This window comes from Cupriavidus sp. SK-4 (assembly GCF_000611125.1).
In the GTDB taxonomy this organism is placed as follows: Bacteria; Pseudomonadota; Gammaproteobacteria; order Burkholderiales; family Burkholderiaceae; genus Cupriavidus; species Cupriavidus necator.
Genome location: NZ_JFJW01000022.1, coordinates 1 through 15,402, shown reverse-complemented (window position 1 = coordinate 15,402; position 15,402 = coordinate 1). Strand labels below are relative to the sequence as shown.

At 65.9% G+C, this 15,402-nt stretch carries 15 protein-coding genes; 7 read left to right on the top strand and 8 right to left on the bottom strand.

Annotation, left to right across the window (positions count from 1 at the left end; translation table 11 throughout):
• Window positions 1-64: 64 nt before the first annotated feature.
• From CF68_RS05065 to CF68_RS05050, 4 genes are all read right to left on the bottom strand, one after another.
• Window positions 65-1,051 carry a tripartite tricarboxylate transporter substrate binding protein gene (locus tag CF68_RS05065; protein WP_035816473.1) on the bottom strand — a complete coding sequence of 329 codons (987 nt, stop codon included), beginning with the start codon at window positions 1,049-1,051 and terminating at the stop codon, window positions 65-67.
• A gap of 123 nt (window positions 1,052-1,174) precedes the next feature.
• Complete coding sequence (locus tag CF68_RS05060; RefSeq protein ID WP_035816471.1) at window positions 1,175-1,885, bottom strand: DsbA family oxidoreductase; 711 nt, start codon at window positions 1,883-1,885, stop codon at window positions 1,175-1,177.
• 61 nt (window positions 1,886-1,946) lie between these two features.
• Window positions 1,947-2,150, bottom strand: a complete 204-nt coding sequence (locus CF68_RS05055) for a DUF1289 domain-containing protein (protein WP_013956807.1) — start codon at window positions 2,148-2,150, stop codon at window positions 1,947-1,949.
• A gap of 70 nt (window positions 2,151-2,220) precedes the next feature.
• Window positions 2,221-3,276 carry a 3-keto-5-aminohexanoate cleavage protein gene (locus CF68_RS05050; protein ID WP_035816469.1) on the bottom strand — a complete coding sequence of 352 codons (1,056 nt, stop codon included), beginning with the start codon at window positions 3,274-3,276 and terminating at the stop codon, window positions 2,221-2,223.
• Between the two features lie 172 nt (window positions 3,277-3,448).
• Here CF68_RS05050 and CF68_RS05045 point away from each other — a divergent pair, with 172 nt between their 5' ends.
• The 7 genes from CF68_RS05045 to phaZ all read left to right on the top strand — a co-directional run bounded on the left by CF68_RS05045 (window position 3,449) and on the right by phaZ (window position 11,398).
• Window positions 3,449-4,495 carry an AraC family transcriptional regulator gene (locus CF68_RS05045; RefSeq protein ID WP_035816468.1) on the top strand — a complete coding sequence of 349 codons (1,047 nt, stop codon included), beginning with the start codon at window positions 3,449-3,451 and terminating at the stop codon, window positions 4,493-4,495.
• 84 nt (window positions 4,496-4,579) lie between these two features.
• Window positions 4,580-5,578, top strand: a complete 999-nt coding sequence (locus CF68_RS05040; RefSeq protein WP_152548450.1) for an AraC family transcriptional regulator — start codon at window positions 4,580-4,582, stop codon at window positions 5,576-5,578.
• Between the two features lie 244 nt (window positions 5,579-5,822).
• Window positions 5,823-7,625, top strand: coding sequence for an acyl-CoA dehydrogenase (locus CF68_RS05035; RefSeq protein ID WP_035816467.1), 1,803 nt, complete (start codon window positions 5,823-5,825; stop codon window positions 7,623-7,625).
• Between the two features lie 59 nt (window positions 7,626-7,684).
• Window positions 7,685-8,149 carry a MaoC family dehydratase gene (locus CF68_RS05030; protein WP_035816465.1) on the top strand — a complete coding sequence of 155 codons (465 nt, stop codon included), beginning with the start codon at window positions 7,685-7,687 and terminating at the stop codon, window positions 8,147-8,149.
• 225 nt (window positions 8,150-8,374) lie between these two features.
• Window positions 8,375-10,006 carry an alpha/beta fold hydrolase gene (locus CF68_RS05025; protein WP_051591409.1) on the top strand — a complete coding sequence of 544 codons (1,632 nt, stop codon included), beginning with the start codon at window positions 8,375-8,377 and terminating at the stop codon, window positions 10,004-10,006.
• Window positions 10,007-10,064: 58 nt separating this feature from the next.
• Window positions 10,065-10,496 carry a phasin family protein gene (locus CF68_RS05020; RefSeq protein ID WP_035816464.1) on the top strand — a complete coding sequence of 144 codons (432 nt, stop codon included), beginning with the start codon at window positions 10,065-10,067 and terminating at the stop codon, window positions 10,494-10,496.
• Between the two features lie 71 nt (window positions 10,497-10,567).
• On the top strand, window positions 10,568-11,398 hold the full coding sequence (phaZ, locus tag CF68_RS05015) for a poly(3-hydroxyalkanoate) depolymerase (protein ID WP_035816463.1): 831 nt from the start codon (window positions 10,568-10,570) through the stop codon (window positions 11,396-11,398).
• Between the two features lie 135 nt (window positions 11,399-11,533).
• Here the strand turns inward: phaZ and CF68_RS05010 are convergent, their stop codons facing one another.
• From CF68_RS05010 to CF68_RS38040, 4 genes are all read right to left on the bottom strand, one after another.
• Window positions 11,534-12,697 carry a porin gene (locus tag CF68_RS05010; RefSeq protein WP_035816462.1) on the bottom strand — a complete coding sequence of 388 codons (1,164 nt, stop codon included), beginning with the start codon at window positions 12,695-12,697 and terminating at the stop codon, window positions 11,534-11,536.
• Window positions 12,698-12,809: 112 nt separating this feature from the next.
• On the bottom strand, window positions 12,810-13,379 hold the full coding sequence (locus CF68_RS05005; protein WP_035816461.1) for an alpha/beta hydrolase: 570 nt from the start codon (window positions 13,377-13,379) through the stop codon (window positions 12,810-12,812).
• A gap of 27 nt (window positions 13,380-13,406) precedes the next feature.
• Entirely contained in the window at window positions 13,407-14,741 is a 1,335-nt protein-coding gene (locus CF68_RS05000; protein ID WP_035816460.1) for an MFS transporter, read from the bottom strand.
• Window positions 14,742-14,848: 107 nt separating this feature from the next.
• Window positions 14,849-15,259: a helix-turn-helix domain-containing protein gene (locus CF68_RS38040; protein ID WP_235205672.1), complete on the bottom strand. Its 411-nt coding sequence runs from the start codon at window positions 15,257-15,259 to the stop codon at window positions 14,849-14,851.
• Window positions 15,260-15,402: the final 143 nt, after the last annotated feature.

Below are 15,402 nucleotides of genomic sequence, written 5' to 3'. Positions count from 1 at the left end.
TATCGCGGGCAAAAGCAAAGCGCCTCCCGAAGGAGGCGCACAGGCTGCCGGCGTGTGGCCGGGGTCAGGGCTGGATATTGAAGGTCTTTACGATCGCCGCATTGCGCTCAAACTCGGCATTCAGGGACTGGCTCAGTTCCGACAGCGTCTGCACGCGCATCGGCTCGTAGCTCAATGCCTGCATCCGTTCCTGCACCTTGGGCGTTGCCGCCGCCTTGTAAGTGGCGGCCTGGATCTTCTGGGCCAGCTCTGCGGGCACGCGCGCCGAGGCAATCACGCCGACCCAGTTGCTGAACTCCACATCCGGATAACCCAGCTCAGCGAAGGTCGGCACCTGGGGCAGCAGCGGCGAGCGGTTCTTTGAAGCCACCGCATAGGCTTGCAGCTTGCCGGCCTTGATCATCGGCAGCGAGGTCACCATGCCGTCGTACATCAGCGCGATCTGGCCGCCCATCACCTGGGCCAGCGCCGGCGAGGAGCCGGCAAAGGGAACGTGCGCAAGGTCGAGGCCGGCCTTCTGGTTCATGATCACGCCGGCATAGTGGGATGCGGTGCCGGCGCTGTAGGAGGCAAAGCTCAGCTTGCCAGGGTTGGCATGCACGTAGTTCACCAGGCTCTTGAAGTCCTTGGCGGGCAGGGACGGCGCGCCCACCAGCAGCAGGCGCGAGCGTGCCACCGCGGCCACGGGCCGGATATCCTTCATCGTGTTGTACGGCGTCTTGAGCACGTGGGGGACTTCAGTCAGCACATTGGTGGCCGTCACCATGATGGTCTGGCCGTCAGGCGGTGCCTGCAGCATGGCGCTGATGGCGATGCCGCCGCCGGCGCCCGGCTTGTTGTCGACCACGACCGGCTGGCCGAGGTCCTGCGACAGCTGGTCGGCCAGAAGGCGGGCAATCACGTCCATGGTGCCGCCGGCAGGGGCCGGCACCAGCATGCGTACGGGCTTGTTGGTCCACGCCATGGCCGAGGGCATGGACAGGGCCATGACGGCGCTGACGGCGGCTAAGGCGGCGTGGCGTAGGCGAAAAAGGGCAGGGCGTTGAGGCATCTGTGTCTCCGTTGAAAGTCTAGGGTATGGATACGCCCATGCCAGCCTTCTTGTCGGGGGCAGTTACACGGGATATTGCAGAAAAATCGAGGCGTGGGCGCAGTGCCGCCGTCGCCAGGGTGTTCAGGCGGTGGCCCGGGTGGCGCGCTGCTTCGCGCGCGCCAGCGTGTGCAGCATGGCTTCCAGCAGCGCGGCGGGAGGCCGCGCGCCAGACACGCTGCGGGTGCCGTCGAAGATATAGTGCGGCACGCCTAGTCCGGCCCGCAAGACCGGTTCTTGCGGGCCGCCGAGTGACGGCAGCCAGTCCAGGTCACGGTGTGCATCCGCATCGGGTTGAGCCGGGACCTGATCCGGAATCGCGACGCCGCAGGTCGCGGCGGCCCGCCGCAGCACGCGCGGATCACCGATGTTCTCGGCGCGCAGGAAGTAACGCGTGAACAGCTCGTCGATCAGCGCAGCGGCCGCGTCTGCCCCCGCCTGTTGCCGGGCAAGGCGTACCAGGCGATGGGCCAGCAGGGTGTTCGGGAAGGTCTCGATGCGATCCAGTGCCAGGGTGAGGCCGGCATCTTGTGCCGCGGCACAGACCTGTGCCTGGCGTACCGCCACTGCCTGGGGGCTGCCCAGGCGTGCCACATAGAAGTCGCGGTAGGGCAGGCCGGCCGGCGGCATGGCCGGAATCAGCGGATAAGAACGCCATTCCACCTGCACGGCGACGTCCGGACGCTCCCTCCCGAGCAAGGCGATGGCGCTTTCCAGGTGCTTCTTGCCGATCAGGCACCAGGGACAGATCAGGTCGAAATGGGCCTCGACCGAAAGCGTGGACGGATGGTTCATGGCAGCAGCTTCAAGACGCCAGCCGGCGAGCCCGGTGCAGGCCGCAGCAGGCTGTGGAATATCAGGGGGTAGGCGCCGGGGCGCGGCTGCGCCACGACTGGCGCGCCGGCAGCGAAGCCATGACCTCGGCGCGCTCTGCGTCGGTCATCTGCGCCCAGCGGCCGATCTCGACCGCAGTCCTGCCGCAGCCCTGGCAATACTTGCCAGCGAGGTCCATGCGGCAGATGTTCAGGCACGGATTGATGACGGAGAGGGGCGGGTTCATGGCTTGCAAGGTAAGTTGGACGACGGTGCGGCGGCAGGCGCTTGCGCCCGCTGCCGCACCGGTGCGCGCGTCAGGCCGCGCGCAGGGGCAGGTTCTTCTGGCCGGCCTTGCGGTTCGGCGCCATGCCGTGCGCGGCCAGGGTTTCGTCGGCGCTGTCATACCAGGTGCCGATGCGGTAGATCTCGCGGGCTTCCTTGCCCGAGGCGATCTCGCGGCCCAGTTCCTTGGCCACGCGCACGCACTGCTCGATCTGCTGCACCGAGGTCATGCGCTTGCCATGCTGGTCGATGATGGTGTCTTCGATGCCGCAGCGCGGGTGCAGGCCCATCGACATCGCCATCATGTTGAACGGCAGCACGTTCTTCAGCAGCGACTCGGCGGTCAGCGTGCAGCCGTCCGGAGCGCGGTGCACGAAGTTGAAGAAGTTGAACGGGTTGGGACCGTCAAAGCCGCCGCCGATGCCGATCCAGGTCAGGTTCAGCGGGCCCTTGTAGTGGCCTGCGCGCACCATGCGCTCCAGCGTTTCCATGGCATGGATGCCGGTGAGCTGGAAGTGCGGCTGGATGCCTGCGTTGCTCAGGCGGCGCAGGTGCTCTTCCACCCAGCCCGGGCCGGCCGGCACCGTCATTTCGCGGTAGGCAGCCTGGTAGGCGGGATGCTCCAGCGAGGTACCCTTCAGGTATTCGGGGTACAGCAGCTCCATGATGTTCATCTGCGTGGTGTTGATCGCCACGGTCACCTGGTCCGGCTTCGGGTCCAGTTCAGCCAGCATGTGGCGGGTATCGTCCGACAGCCACTTGGCCGCCTGACCGTCGTCTTCCGGCGCGAAGGAGATGGATCCGCCCACCTGGATGATCATGTCCGGCACCGCGGCGCGCACGCCGGCGATCAGTTCGTTGAACTTGGACAGGCGCTTGGAGCCCTTGCCGTCCAGTTCGCGCACGTGCAGGTGCAGCACGGTGGCGCCGGCGTTGTAGCAATCCACGGCCTTCTGGATTTGATCTTCCATCGTCACCGGAATATCTTCCGGGAAATCCGCGGGCATCCACTCGGGGCCGTACGGCGCCACGGTGATGACCACCTTGTCCTGGTTTTCGGGGTGCAGGGAATCGTCGAGGAATTGCACAGTTGCTCCTGGTATGTTGTGGGCGGACCGCCTGGATTTCCGCCTGCCGTCGGCACCTGACGGTCGCGTTTGCGGTATCAAGTTCAGTGGCTGAAGTATCGTGTATCGGCACGCGGCGATTTGACGATCCGGGACGATCGATTTACATTTCGGGACAGTCAGGGAAAACGCGATGTCCTACTACCTTCGCAGCGCCAGCCTCACCAATTTCGTGGAAGTCGCCCGCGCGGTGGGGCTCGATCCACACCAGCAACTGCGTGCGGCCAAGATCAGCCGCGACGTGCTGCTCGATCCCGATATCCGCATTCCGGCGGGGCTGGTGGGCCGCTTGCTGGATGCTTCCGCGCGCGCCTCGCAAGTGGACGACTTCGGCCTGCGCATGGCCGAGCTGCGCCAGTTCTCCAACCTCGGGCCGCTGGCCTTCGTGGTGCGCGAGCAGCCGACGCTGCGCCGGGCGCTGGAGTCGATGGTGCTGTACATGGGCCTGCAGAACGAGGCGCTCGCCATGCGCATGGAAGAGGTCGAAGGCCTGGTGATGATCCGCCTGCAGCTCCTGAGCGAGCAGCCCGGCACGCTGCGCCAGGCCACTGACCTGGCCGTCGGGGTGATGTACCGCATGCTCAGCCTGTTTCTCGGGTCGACATGGCGGCCGCGCGGGATCTGTTTCACGCATGCCGCGCCGTCCAATCTGGCGACGTTTACGCGCGTGTTCGGCATACCGGCGCTGTTCAACCAGGACTTTGACGGCATCGTCTGCGTGGCGTCGGACCTGGATGCGCCGTTGCCTTCCTATGACCCGGTGATGGCCGGGCAGGTCAAGCGCTACCTCGGCACCTTGCTCGCGCAGGCGAACAGCACCATGCCGGACAAAGTACGCAAGCTTGTCTACGTGCTGCTGCCAACCGGCATGTGCTCGGTCGATCGCGTGGCCCAGCACCTTGGCGTGGATCGCCGGACGGTGCACCGGCGCCTGCTGCAGGAGGACACCACGTATTCGGAGATCCTCAATGAGGCTCGCGCCGGTCTGGTGATCGGCTATATCGAAAACCCGGAGCGGCCGCTTTCGGAAGTGGCCACGCTGCTGGGATTTTCTTCGCTGAGTGCGTTTTCGCGCTGGTTCAGCGGGCAGTTCGGCTGCAGCGTGTCGAAGTGGCGCAAGCAGCAGCAGGCGCAGGAGCGTGTGACGGACATCGCGGAGCCGGCGCAAGGACTGCTCTAGGCATCGATCCGCATTTCCATCGCGCACACGCTGTGACAGAATGCGCCGTCACCTTCTCTCCGGCATGCACTGCCTGCGCCCCGCGTGAACGGCCTGTCCGCTACCGTCCCAATCTCTGTCGTCAATGGCTTCCTGGCCGGCGCCGATCCCATGGCGATCGCGCGGCTGGCCGAGTGCTCAGGCATTGCCGGTGAGTTGCTGGTCGAGCCGGCCGCACGCGTTACGCAGGAACAGTTTTCTACGCTGTACCGCCTGCTCGCCAAGGAGGCCGACGATGAAATGCCGGGCATCTTCAGCCGGCCGCTGCGCAATGGCACGCTCAAGTACCTGTGCCTGAGCTTGCTGGATGCGCCAAGGCTGGAGGTGGCGCTGCATCGCTTCGGCCAGTTCTTCCACCTGATCCTCGATGACTTCCGCATCGAGTCGCGGCGCGATGGTGGGTCTGGCTATGTGGAGCTGGTAGACAACCCGGCCGGCCCCGCCGTCAGCGTGCTGGGGCGGGAACTGATGCTGAAGCTCGTGCATGGCGTGGCGTCGTGGCTGATCCGCCAGAAGATCCCGCTGCAGGCAGTGGAATTCCAGTTTCCTCACTCGCCGCTGGCCGGCGACCATCTCTACCTGTTTCCGGGCCCGGTGCATTTCGGTTGCGCCCAAAACCGCATCGGCTTCGATGCGGCTTACCTGGACATGCCGGTGCGCCAGCGCAAGCCGGATCTGGAGAAGTTCCTGTCGCGCGCGCCCGAGGACTGGATCTTCGTTTCCTTTGCCGAGCAGATGAGCTCCCACCGGGTCAGGCAATACGTGGCCGAGTGCCTGCCGGTGTCGCCCACCATCGAGGCGGTGGCCCATGCGTTGCACTGTTCGGTGCGCACGCTGTGCCGCCGCCTGTCGGCGGAAGGCACTTCCTTCCAGGCGATCAAGGACGACGTGCGGCGCGATATCGCCATCCAGCGCCTGACGCGCTCCGAGGATCCCATCGCGGCCATTGCCTTCGATGTGGGCTTCGACAATCCCACCGCATTCCATCGCGCCTTCCGCCACTGGACCGGCAGCACCCCCAACGCCTACCGCCGCGCGCTATAGGCCCGCCTGCACGGCTGGCAAAGCTGGCCGGCGACTGACAAATCTGGCCACATTACTTGGCTCTTGCGACGCACGGCGGGCGCGCAGGGCTGCTGCCGCGCAAAGCGGCAGGATTTGTCAGTGAATGGGCAGGTTTGGGTATCCGCCTTTGTGCGTGCCGCTACTACGATCGGCACGTAACGTTGCAGTGCCACCGGTTAGTGAATCGGATGCCGGCGCTGTGAACATCGCACAGAGGCCGAGAATGAGCTACACCGCACCTACCAAGGACATCCTGTTTGTCATCCGTGAACTGGCCGGACTGACAAAGATTGCCAGCCTGCCTGGCTATGAAGACGCTACCCCCGACACCATCGAAGCCGTGATCGGCGAGGCCGCGAAGTTTCACGGCGAGGTGATCGCTCCCCTCAACGTCGCCGGCGACAAGCAACCCAGCAGCTGGCATGACGGCGAAGTCAGGACCACCCCCGGCTTCGCGGAAGCGTTCCGCCAGTTCGGCGAGGGCGGCTGGCAGGGCATCGTGCACCCGGTCGAGTTTGGTGGCCAGGGCCTGCCCAAGCTGGTCGGCACGCCGTGCATGGAAATGATGAACGCGGCCAACCTGTCGTTCGCGCTGTGCGCCATGCTGACCGACGGCGCGATCGAAGCGCTGCTCACCGCTGGCTCCGACGAGCTGAAGCAGCGCTTCCTGCCGCGCCTGATCGCCGGCGAGTGGACCGGCACCATGAATCTGACCGAGCCCCAGGCCGGTTCCGACCTGGCGCTGCTGCGCACGCGCGCCGAGCCGCGGGCTGACGGCAGCTACAAGGTGTTCGGCACCAAGATCTTCATCACCTACGGCGAGCATGACATGGCGGACAACATCGTCCACCTGGTGCTGGCGCGCACGCCGGGCGCGCCCGAGGGCGTGAAGGGCATCTCGCTGTTCGTGGTGCCGAAGTTCCTGGTCAACGACGACGGCTCGCTGGGGACGCGCAATGACGTGCAGTGCGTGTCGATCGAACACAAGCTCGGCATCAAGGCCAGCCCGACCGCGGTGCTGCAGTTTGGCGACCATGGCGGTGCCATCGGTTACCTGGTCGGCGAGGAGAACCGCGGCCTGGAGTACATGTTCGTGATGATGAACGCCGCGCGCTTCGGCGTGGGCGTGCAGGGTATTGCCATCTCCGACCGTGCCTACCAGCTGGCGGTGGCCTATGCGAAGGATCGCGTGCAAAGCCGCCCGGTTGATGGCTCGTCGCGCGAGGCGGTGGCCATCATCCATCACCCCGACGTGCGCCGCATGCTGACCGAGATGCGCGCGCTGACCGAAGGCGCGCGTGCGCTGTCGCTGGTGGCGGCTGCGTACTCGGATCTTGCCCACCACGCACCGGATGCCTATACGCGGGCGCAGTTCAAGTCGGCCTACGAGTTCCTGGTGCCCGTCATCAAGGGCTGGAGCACGGAGATGTCGCTGGACGTGACCAGCCTGGGCGTGCAGGTGCACGGCGGCATGGGCTTTATCGAGGAGACCGGTGCCGCCCAGCACTTCCGCGACGCGCGCATCCTGCCGATCTACGAGGGCACTACCGCCATCCAGGCCAACGACCTGGTGGGCCGCAAGACTGTGCGCGATGGCGGCCTGGCCGCGCGCGCCATCCTGGCCGAAGTCGACCAGACCATCGATGCGCTCAGGGACTGCGCCGGTAGCGGCGCGGATGCGGCATGCAGCGCCATGTTCGTGCAACTCGGCTACGCGCGCATGGCGCTGGGCCGGGCCGTCGACTTTGTGCTGGAGAACGCGGCCAAGGAGCCGAACGCGGTGTTTGGCGCAAGCGTTGCCTACCTCAAGCTGGCCGGCATCGTGCTGACGGGCTGGCAGATGGCACGCGCGCTGGTCGTCGCGACGCACAAGCGCAGCGAGGACGAAGCGTTCTACGCCGCCAAGATCGCCACCGCTGAGTTCTTCGCCAAGCAGATCCTGCCGCGCGCCACGGCGCTGGAAGCGGCCATTACCGGTGCGTCGAGCGAGGACGGTTTCCTGAACCTGGACGAATCCCGGTTTTGAAACCCAAACCGTGGCGCAACGCGGCACGGGCAAAAAGATCAATCAATGCAGGAGGCCGTATGGCAATCGAAAACTACCGCATGGCGACGCTCAACGCGTTCGTCGGCAAGGAACTGGGCGTGTCCGACTGGGTGGAAGTGGACCAGGCGCGCATCGACGCATTCGCGCAATGCACCAACGATAAGCAGTGGATCCACGTTGACGTGGAGCGTGCCGGCAAGGAAAGCCCGTTCGGCGGCACCATCGCCCACGGCTACCTGACGCTGTCGCTGGTGGCAGGCCAAATGCAAGAGATGGGCGTGATCCCGGCCGATGCCAGCGCCGCAGTCAACTACGGACTGGAAAAGACGCGCTTCCTGGCGCCGGTGAAGGCGGGCTCGCGCGTGCGCAATCGCGTCAGCCTGCTGGCTGCAGACAACAAGGGCGGCGGCCGCGTGCTGCTGCGCACGGAAAACACGATCGAGATCGAAGGCGAGGCCAGGCCCGCGCTGGTGGCGGAAGCCGTGGCGCTGCTGGTCGCCTGAAGCACTGAGCAAGACAGTAGTAGCAAGGAATAAGGCGGGAGACGCAGGATGACGAGGGTCAGCAGTACGAGAGAGCAGGGCAGCAAGGGCGGCAGGGCCGGCAGGGCGAAGGTCGTTATGGCCAAGATCGATAGCGCCAAGGTCGATAGGGACGATAGTGTGGATCAGGCTGCAGCCGTGAGCGCGGCCACCGCGGTGGCGTCCATCGAACGCATGCCGGACATGATGGCCGGCCCCAACCCCTTCGTGGGCCTGCGTCTGGAAGACCTGGTCAGCACCGCGCAGCAGATCGGCGCGCAGTGCCTGCAGGAGCCGGTGCTGGTGCTGGAGCAGCAGGTGCAGCTGGCGCAGGACCTGGTCAGCGTGCTGTACGGCTCGGCCCCGTTGCCGTCGGCGCGCGACCGGCGCTTTGGCGACCCGGCCTGGCAGGACAACCCGCTGTACCGCATGTCGCTGCAGGGCTACGAGACCTGGCGCAATTCCATCAGCGGCTTTGTCCGGCGCTCGGTCATGGACGAGCGCAGCAAGCACCGCGCGGAGTACTTCACCTCGCTGGTGGCCGATGCGCTGGCACCGACCAACACGCTGCTGGGCAACCCGGCGGCGCTCAGGAAAACTGTGGAGTCAGGCGGCATGAACCTGATCAGCGGGTTGACCAACCTGGTCACCGACACCCTGACCAACCGCGGCATGCCTGCCCAGGTGGACAAGGAAGCGTTCAGTGTTGGCAAGAACCTGGCCACCACGCCAGGCGTGGTGGTGTTCCGCAACGATGTGCTGGAACTGATCCAGTACGCGCCGTCCACCGAGAAGGTGCACGCGCGGCCGCAGCTCATCGTGCCGCCGCAGGTCAACAAGTTCTACGTGTTCGACCTGGCGCAGGGCAAGAGCATGGTGGAGTACCTGCTGGCCCAGGAACTGCAGGTATTCATCGTGAGCTGGCGCAACCCCACGGCAGCGCATCGCGACTGGGATATGGATACCTATGTCCGCGCGCTGATCGAAGCCATCCACGCCATCCGCGACATCACCGGCAGCCCTGACGTGAACCTGCACGGCGCCTGCTCGGGCGCGATGACGATGTCGGCGCTGATGGGCTACTGCGCCGCGAGCGGCCAGAAGCTGGTGCATGCGGCCACGCTGATGGTGTCGGTGTTCGGGCTGGATGCCCAGTCCCAGCTTGGCCTGTTCAGCACGCCCGAAGCCGTCACGGCCGCCCGGCAGGGCAGCCAGGCGCGCGGCGTGCTCGACGGCGAGGAGCTGGGTCGGGTCTTTGCCTGGCTGCGCCCCAATGACCTGGTGTGGAACTACTGGGTCAACAACTACCTGCTGGGCAATGCGCCGCCGGCCTTCGATGTCCTCTACTGGAACAACGACACCACGCGGCTGCCGGCCGGCCTGCATGGCCAGTTCCTCGACATGCTCACACTGAACCAGCTGGCCACGCCGCGCACGCTGCGCGTGCTGGGCCACGCCATCGACCTGTCCGAAGTCCAGTGCGACAAATACGTGCTGGCCGGCATGACCGACCACATCACGCCGTGGAAGGCCGTGTACCGCTCGGTGCGCGCCTTTGGCGGACGCACGGAGTTCGTGCTCAGCTCCAGCGGGCATGTCCAGAGCCTGATCAACCCGCCCGGCAACCCCAAGGCGAAGTTCTTCCGCAACGACGCCACCGAGGCGGACCCGGAGGCGTGGCTGGAAGGCGCCACGGCCACCCAGGACTCGTGGTGGCAGCACTGGAGCCAGTGGCTGAAGAAGCGCTCCGGGCCGAAGTGCAATGCACCGGCCAGCCCCGGCAGCCTGGAATACGCGCCTTGCGGCGAGGCCCCTGGCCTTTACGTGTCTGAAGCGTAGTCCACCGGCCCCACGGGGCCATCGTTTTCTACAACCCAACCTGTCAGGAGAAATAAAGATGGAATCGACCAACACCACGGGCACGTCGTCCGCACACACCGCCCCGCACAAGAAGCTGTTTGACTTCGTCAAGCAGAACCGCCTGGACCCGGCGGCTATCCTCGAATCGCGCCGCAAGGACATCGAGGCCCTGGCCGGCGTGAATATCGCGCTGCTGGCCGGCCTGCAGTCGCTGGTGCGCCAGCAGGGCGAATACCTCTGCGAGACCGCCGCCGACCTGCAGGCGCTGGCCCGTGGCGGCAAGGATGCCGACGGCCAGGCGGCCAAGGTCTCTGAAGTGCTGCCGCGCTCGCTGCACAAGGCCGTGAACGGCCTGCGCGGCCTGACCGACACCGTGTACAAGACCCAGGCCGACAGCATTGCCGCAGTAGGCCGGCGCATCGCCGAGAACGTCGAGGAAGTGAAGGGCATCCTGCGACCCAGGCAGTAAGCACCGGGGGCACGGCCGCGATCGCAGCGATCGTGGCCGTGCCTTCGCGCCAACGACTCCAGGACAGCTTGATGACAATAAGCAATGCCGGCATCAGGGCCGGCCACATGCAGGTCCAGACGGTAGATCTGGACGGGCAGCAACTCAGGGTCGGCATCCGGCCCGGCACCGACGCGGGTCCGCCGCTGCTCATCTTCAACGGCATCGGCGCCAATCTCGAACTGATCGAGCCCTTCGTCGATGCGCTGGCGGGCGTGGAAGTCATCATCTTCGACGTTCCCGGCGCCGGCGGCTCCCCCGCGCCGCTGATGCCTTACCGCTTCTCCAACCTTTGCGTGCTTGCCGACAGGCTGCTGTCGCACCTTGGCTATGCGGGCCAGGTCGATACGCTCGGCGTGTCGTGGGGTGGTGCGCTCGCGCAGGAATTCGCACGGCTCTGTCCGCAGCGTTGCCGCCGCCTGGTGCTGGCGGCAACGTCGCCCGGCGTGATCATGGTGCCGGGCAGGCTGTCGGTGCTGTCGAAGATGATCGGCGTGCGCCGCTACAGCGATCCGGAGTACCTGCGACGCGTTGGCGCCGACCTCTACGGCGGCGCCTTCCGCGACGATCCTGCACTGCTCGACGAACATGGACGGCACATGCAACGGCCACGGGGACGTGGCTACCTCTACCAGCTGCTGGCGGCCTGGGGCTGGAGCAGCCTGCCGTGGCTGGGCGCGGTCAGGCAGCCCACGCTGGTGATGCACGGCGCCGACGATCCCATCGTGCCGCTGGTCAATGCCAGGATCCTCGCCGCCCGCATCCCCAATGCGGAACTGCACGTACTCGACGACGGGCATCTCTTCCTCGTGACCGGCGCGGAGAACACCGCGCGCGTCGTCGGCGCCTTCCTGCGCCGCTAGACCCTTGCTCAAGCTGCGGCACGTCCGCGGCTTTTTCCTTTTACTCCTCGCAAAAAAACGGCCGCTCGGGAAAATCCCCGGGCGGCCGCTAACGAGCAAGGTGCTCGGTGTCGATCCGATGACTGGAGCGACCGGTCAGAACTTGTGGCGAATGCCGACGGCCACGCCGAACATATTGCCCTGCCCGTTGGCCAGCGCGTAGCTGTTGCCCAGCGACAGGCTGTTGGCGTAGATCGTTGCCAGCGACTCGAGCATCAGGCCGGCGTTCTTCGCATAGGCAGTGCTCAGGTAGACGTCGGTGCGCTTGGAGAATGCATAGTTGGCCACGAAGGCGACCTGCCACGGATTGGCGACGTTGGTATTGCCAAACAGGCTCTTGACGTCGTCGTAGTTGTATTCCAGCGTCAGGCCGATGGCCGGCGTGACCTGGTAGTTGGCGCCGATCCAGTAGAAGTCATCGCGCTGGATCACGACATCCGCCGCGTTCTTGTTCTGGCCCCAGCGGTAACCGCCCATGATCTTGGCCGGCCCGAAGGTGTAGCTTGCGCCCACCACGGCCTTCTTCGCGGTGCCATTGCTGGTGCCGATGGTCGGGTTCCACTGGTCGTAGCCAACAGTCACGCCAAACGGACCGCCCTGGTACGCCACTGCGGCGCCATAGGCCGTATCGCGGCGGAACTGGCCCGGGACTTCGCCGTTGCCACCGATTGGCGTGGCGACGCCCACGGTTGCCGGCAAGGCCAGGCCAGTGCCGAACGACCAGTGCGCCAGCGCGGTGACCGGGCCGAACTTGCCGGTGTACTTGACCGTGTTGTCCTCACGGAAGTTCGGGCCGGACTGCAGCACCACCGGTTCGTATTGCGTGGCATAGGCCGTGGGCGAGAAATTGGCCAGTGCCTCGAACATCGAGGTGTACTGGCGGCCCAGGCTGACCATGCCGATGCCGGGCTTCTGCACGCCCACGTACGCCTGGCGCCCGAACAGCCTGCCGCTTTGCTGCGAGGTGCCGCTGTCGACGTTGAAGCCGCTTTCCAGCACGAACAGCGCCTGCAGTCCGCCACCGAGGTCCTCGCTGCCGCGAAGGCCCCAGCGCGAGCCGGAGACGCCGCCGGAGTTCATGCGGTAGACGTCGTTGGCCGGGCCGCGGTTGAACTGGTTGGCGGCAGTCGGGACCGCGCCGACGTGATTGGCATACTCCACGTTGATGTCCGCCACGCCGTACAGCGTAACGTTCGACTGGGCGAAGGCGCCCCCCGAACAGGCGAGCAGCGCGGCCGCGGCCATGCTCCTGAGCTTCATTGGTATTTCTCCTCTTTTCCTTTGGTTGCGATGCGGATGAATCCGTCTCTGTGAGTACTACGGGTACTGCAATCTCTGTGGCGGCGTTGCGCTACGCGAAGGCTATTGCGGCTCAGTTCGCGCGCAGCAGCTTTTCCAGCAACTCGGTCGCGCGCGGCCACGGGCCATATCCGGCCGCCGGGTTCAGGTGGCCGACTTCGCCGAGGTCGACCAGGCGGCTGCCCCAGTGGCTGGCCATCTGCGCGGCGCGCTCATAGCTGGCCAGCGGATCGTTGCGGCTGGCGGCGAGGAGGCTGGGGAAGGGCAGTTGTGCCCGGGGCACGGGCAGCCAGCCGTTCCCGGCCAGCGTGGCGTGGTCCGGATAGCCGGCCGGCATCGGCGTTTCAAGATCAGCAGGCGTGGCCAGCAGCGCGCCGCGGATCTTGCGGTGGTGCTGCGCGGCCCAATGCACGGTGATCATCACGCCGGCGCTATGCGCCACCAGCACCACCGGGCCGTCGATATCGGCCAGGGCAGCGTCCAGCGCGGTCACGCGGGCATCACGGCTGAGCTTGTCGTGCTCCAGCGGCGACACCGAACGGGCGTTCGGCAGCTCGGCCTGGAGCAGGGTCTGCCAGTGCTCCGCCACGTGATCGCGCAGGCCTGGAACCATCAGGAAGGTGGTATCAGCGGGAAGGTTCATCGGTATTTCGGGTAGTAAGTCAGAGAATCAGGCGTTGCTCGCGTGTGCCTCACGCTGGCGTTCCATGCGAAGCAGGTCGACCGAGTAGGTGCGGCGCCCGACCAGGAAGCACACCGCGGCCGGCACACCGGCCAGCGGGATCACCTGGAGCGCGCCCAGCAAGCCGATGCGGTCGGCAATCAGGCCGGTGACGAAGGGACCGGGCGCGAGGCCCAGCAGGTTGTTTGCCAGCGTCAGCGTGGCAAACGCGGTGGCATGGATGGCCGGGTGGGTCAGGTTAGCCACCACGGCACTGGCCGGGCCGGCCGTGCCACCGACAAACAGCATGCCGGCACCGATCAGCACCAGCTGCGCAGTGCCCGCGGGCAAGTGGAACGCAGTGAGCAGCAGCGCGCAGCAGGTCACGCTGTAGGAAACCGCCATCAGCCACTTGCGCCGGGGCGCGTTGCGGGCCGCCCAGTCGGTCAGCGCGCCGCACAGGATCATGCCTGCGCCAGCCGCCAGCACGAAGGCCGCAGCGGTCACGCCCGCACGATCCGTCGCCATGCCGTAGTAGCGCGACAGGTAGCTCGGCATCCAGGTAAGCAGGGCGCCCATGACCAGCAACTGCAACGCACTGCCCACATAAGCACAGAGGATCGAACGCGCCGAGAAGAGGGCGGACAGCAGCGGGCGCAGCGACACGGTCTCGTGCCGGGGGGCACTTTCCGCTTCCTCGCCCAGCGCACGGCGCTGTGCCTGCAGGCGCGGCTCGGTAATGAAGAGGCGATAGAACGCCACCAGTACCAGACCGAAGATCGCCATGCCGGCAAACGCCCAGCGCCAGCCAAACAGTGCCGACAGGGCACCGCCCAGCCCCATGCCCAGCACCGAGCCAAACGCGCCGCCAGCGATAAACGCCGAGCTCAGGCTGGCACGCAGGTGGCGCGGGAACACTGACAGCACCACGGCGATGCCGACGCTGCCATAAGCCGCTTCGCCAATCCCCACGCACAGCCGCGCCACGAACATCTGCCCGAAATTGTTGGCCAGCGCGCAGCCCAGCGTAGCCAGGCTCCATAGCGCTGCCATCAGGATCAGGCTCCTGACCCGGCCCCAGCGGTCGGCCAGGATGGACAGCGGAAACGTCAGCAGGCCAACCATCAAGGCCACGATCCCGCCCAGCGCACCGAGCTCGGTGTCGCTCAGCGACCATTCCACCTTCAGCAGCGGAAAGACGGCGTTGAGCACCTGCCGGGACATGTAGTCCGACAGCAACAAGCCAAAGCTCAGCGCAAAGACGAGCCAGGCGTAAGAACGCGACGAACTCGCACCGGCCGCGCCGGCTGAGATGGGGGAATGCGTGGTGGTTTGCCCGAGCATGAACAGCCTTTTCCTGGATGCGCTTGACTGTGTCATGGCCACGCATGCAGGGGACAAAACCCTCCTTTCAAACGCTGGCCACAGTCCTGTCGCGACCGGCGAAGTATCTAGGATTGGCTATCAACAGTTTGACTAGCGGAGACAACTTGTTTGCATTGTGGGACAGTCGGGGAAAACGAGGAGTGGGTTGGGCGGGGGGTGGCTCCGAAGATGAGGCGCGCGAGCAGCTTTTCGGCCAGCGTCGGGCCGAAGTCGGCGTAGCTGTCGCGGATCAGGCCGCGGACGCGGGATTCGAGCCCGGGCGGGAGCTGGCGATGACCAGGAGCGCCTTGGCGACGATTCTGTAAGCCTGGAGCGCCTTCATCCTGATACCGGCGCAGCACGCGCAGCGTCTGGCGTGGACTCAAGCCCAGCCGAGCCGCTGCAATGCCTGTCTTCAGGTGACCGTCTGCCAGGGCCTGCAAGACCTTGAGCCGGTCCAATTGGCGCATCGTCATGGTGATCGTGTCCGGTCGCATGGCGGCTCCCTGGCAGGCTGCGGCCGTACAGGGTACCTTGCCAAAACTCGGACATTTGAGCTTAGCCAGAACCGGACATTACCGCTTAGCCGCTACACTCGATGTCCAGCCGGATTCAAATGTCCGCTAGTTAGCCAGATCAG

Coding starts and splice junctions, on each gene's coding strand:
- CF68_RS05065 (WP_035816473.1), bottom strand. CDS start 1,051: ATGCCTCAACGCCCTGCCCTTTTTCGCCTACGCCACGCCGCCTTAGCC.
- CF68_RS05060 (WP_035816471.1), bottom strand. CDS start 1,885: ATGAACCATCCGTCCACGCTTTCGGTCGAGGCCCATTTCGACCTGATC.
- CF68_RS05055 (WP_013956807.1), bottom strand. CDS start 2,150: ATGAACCCGCCCCTCTCCGTCATCAATCCGTGCCTGAACATCTGCCGC.
- CF68_RS05045 (WP_035816468.1), top strand. CDS start 3,449: ATGTCCTACTACCTTCGCAGCGCCAGCCTCACCAATTTCGTGGAAGTC.
- CF68_RS05035 (WP_035816467.1), top strand. CDS start 5,823: ATGAGCTACACCGCACCTACCAAGGACATCCTGTTTGTCATCCGTGAA.
- CF68_RS05030 (WP_035816465.1), top strand. CDS start 7,685: ATGGCAATCGAAAACTACCGCATGGCGACGCTCAACGCGTTCGTCGGC.
- CF68_RS05025 (WP_051591409.1), top strand. CDS start 8,375: ATGGCCGGCCCCAACCCCTTCGTGGGCCTGCGTCTGGAAGACCTGGTC.
- CF68_RS05020 (WP_035816464.1), top strand. CDS start 10,065: ATGGAATCGACCAACACCACGGGCACGTCGTCCGCACACACCGCCCCG.
- phaZ (WP_035816463.1), top strand. CDS start 10,568: ATGACAATAAGCAATGCCGGCATCAGGGCCGGCCACATGCAGGTCCAG.
- CF68_RS05010 (WP_035816462.1), bottom strand. CDS start 12,697: ATGAAGCTCAGGAGCATGGCCGCGGCCGCGCTGCTCGCCTGTTCGGGG.
- CF68_RS05005 (WP_035816461.1), bottom strand. CDS start 13,379: ATGAACCTTCCCGCTGATACCACCTTCCTGATGGTTCCAGGCCTGCGC.
- CF68_RS05000 (WP_035816460.1), bottom strand. CDS start 14,741: ATGCTCGGGCAAACCACCACGCATTCCCCCATCTCAGCCGGCGCGGCC.
- CF68_RS38040 (WP_235205672.1), bottom strand. CDS start 15,259: ATGCGACCGGACACGATCACCATGACGATGCGCCAATTGGACCGGCTC.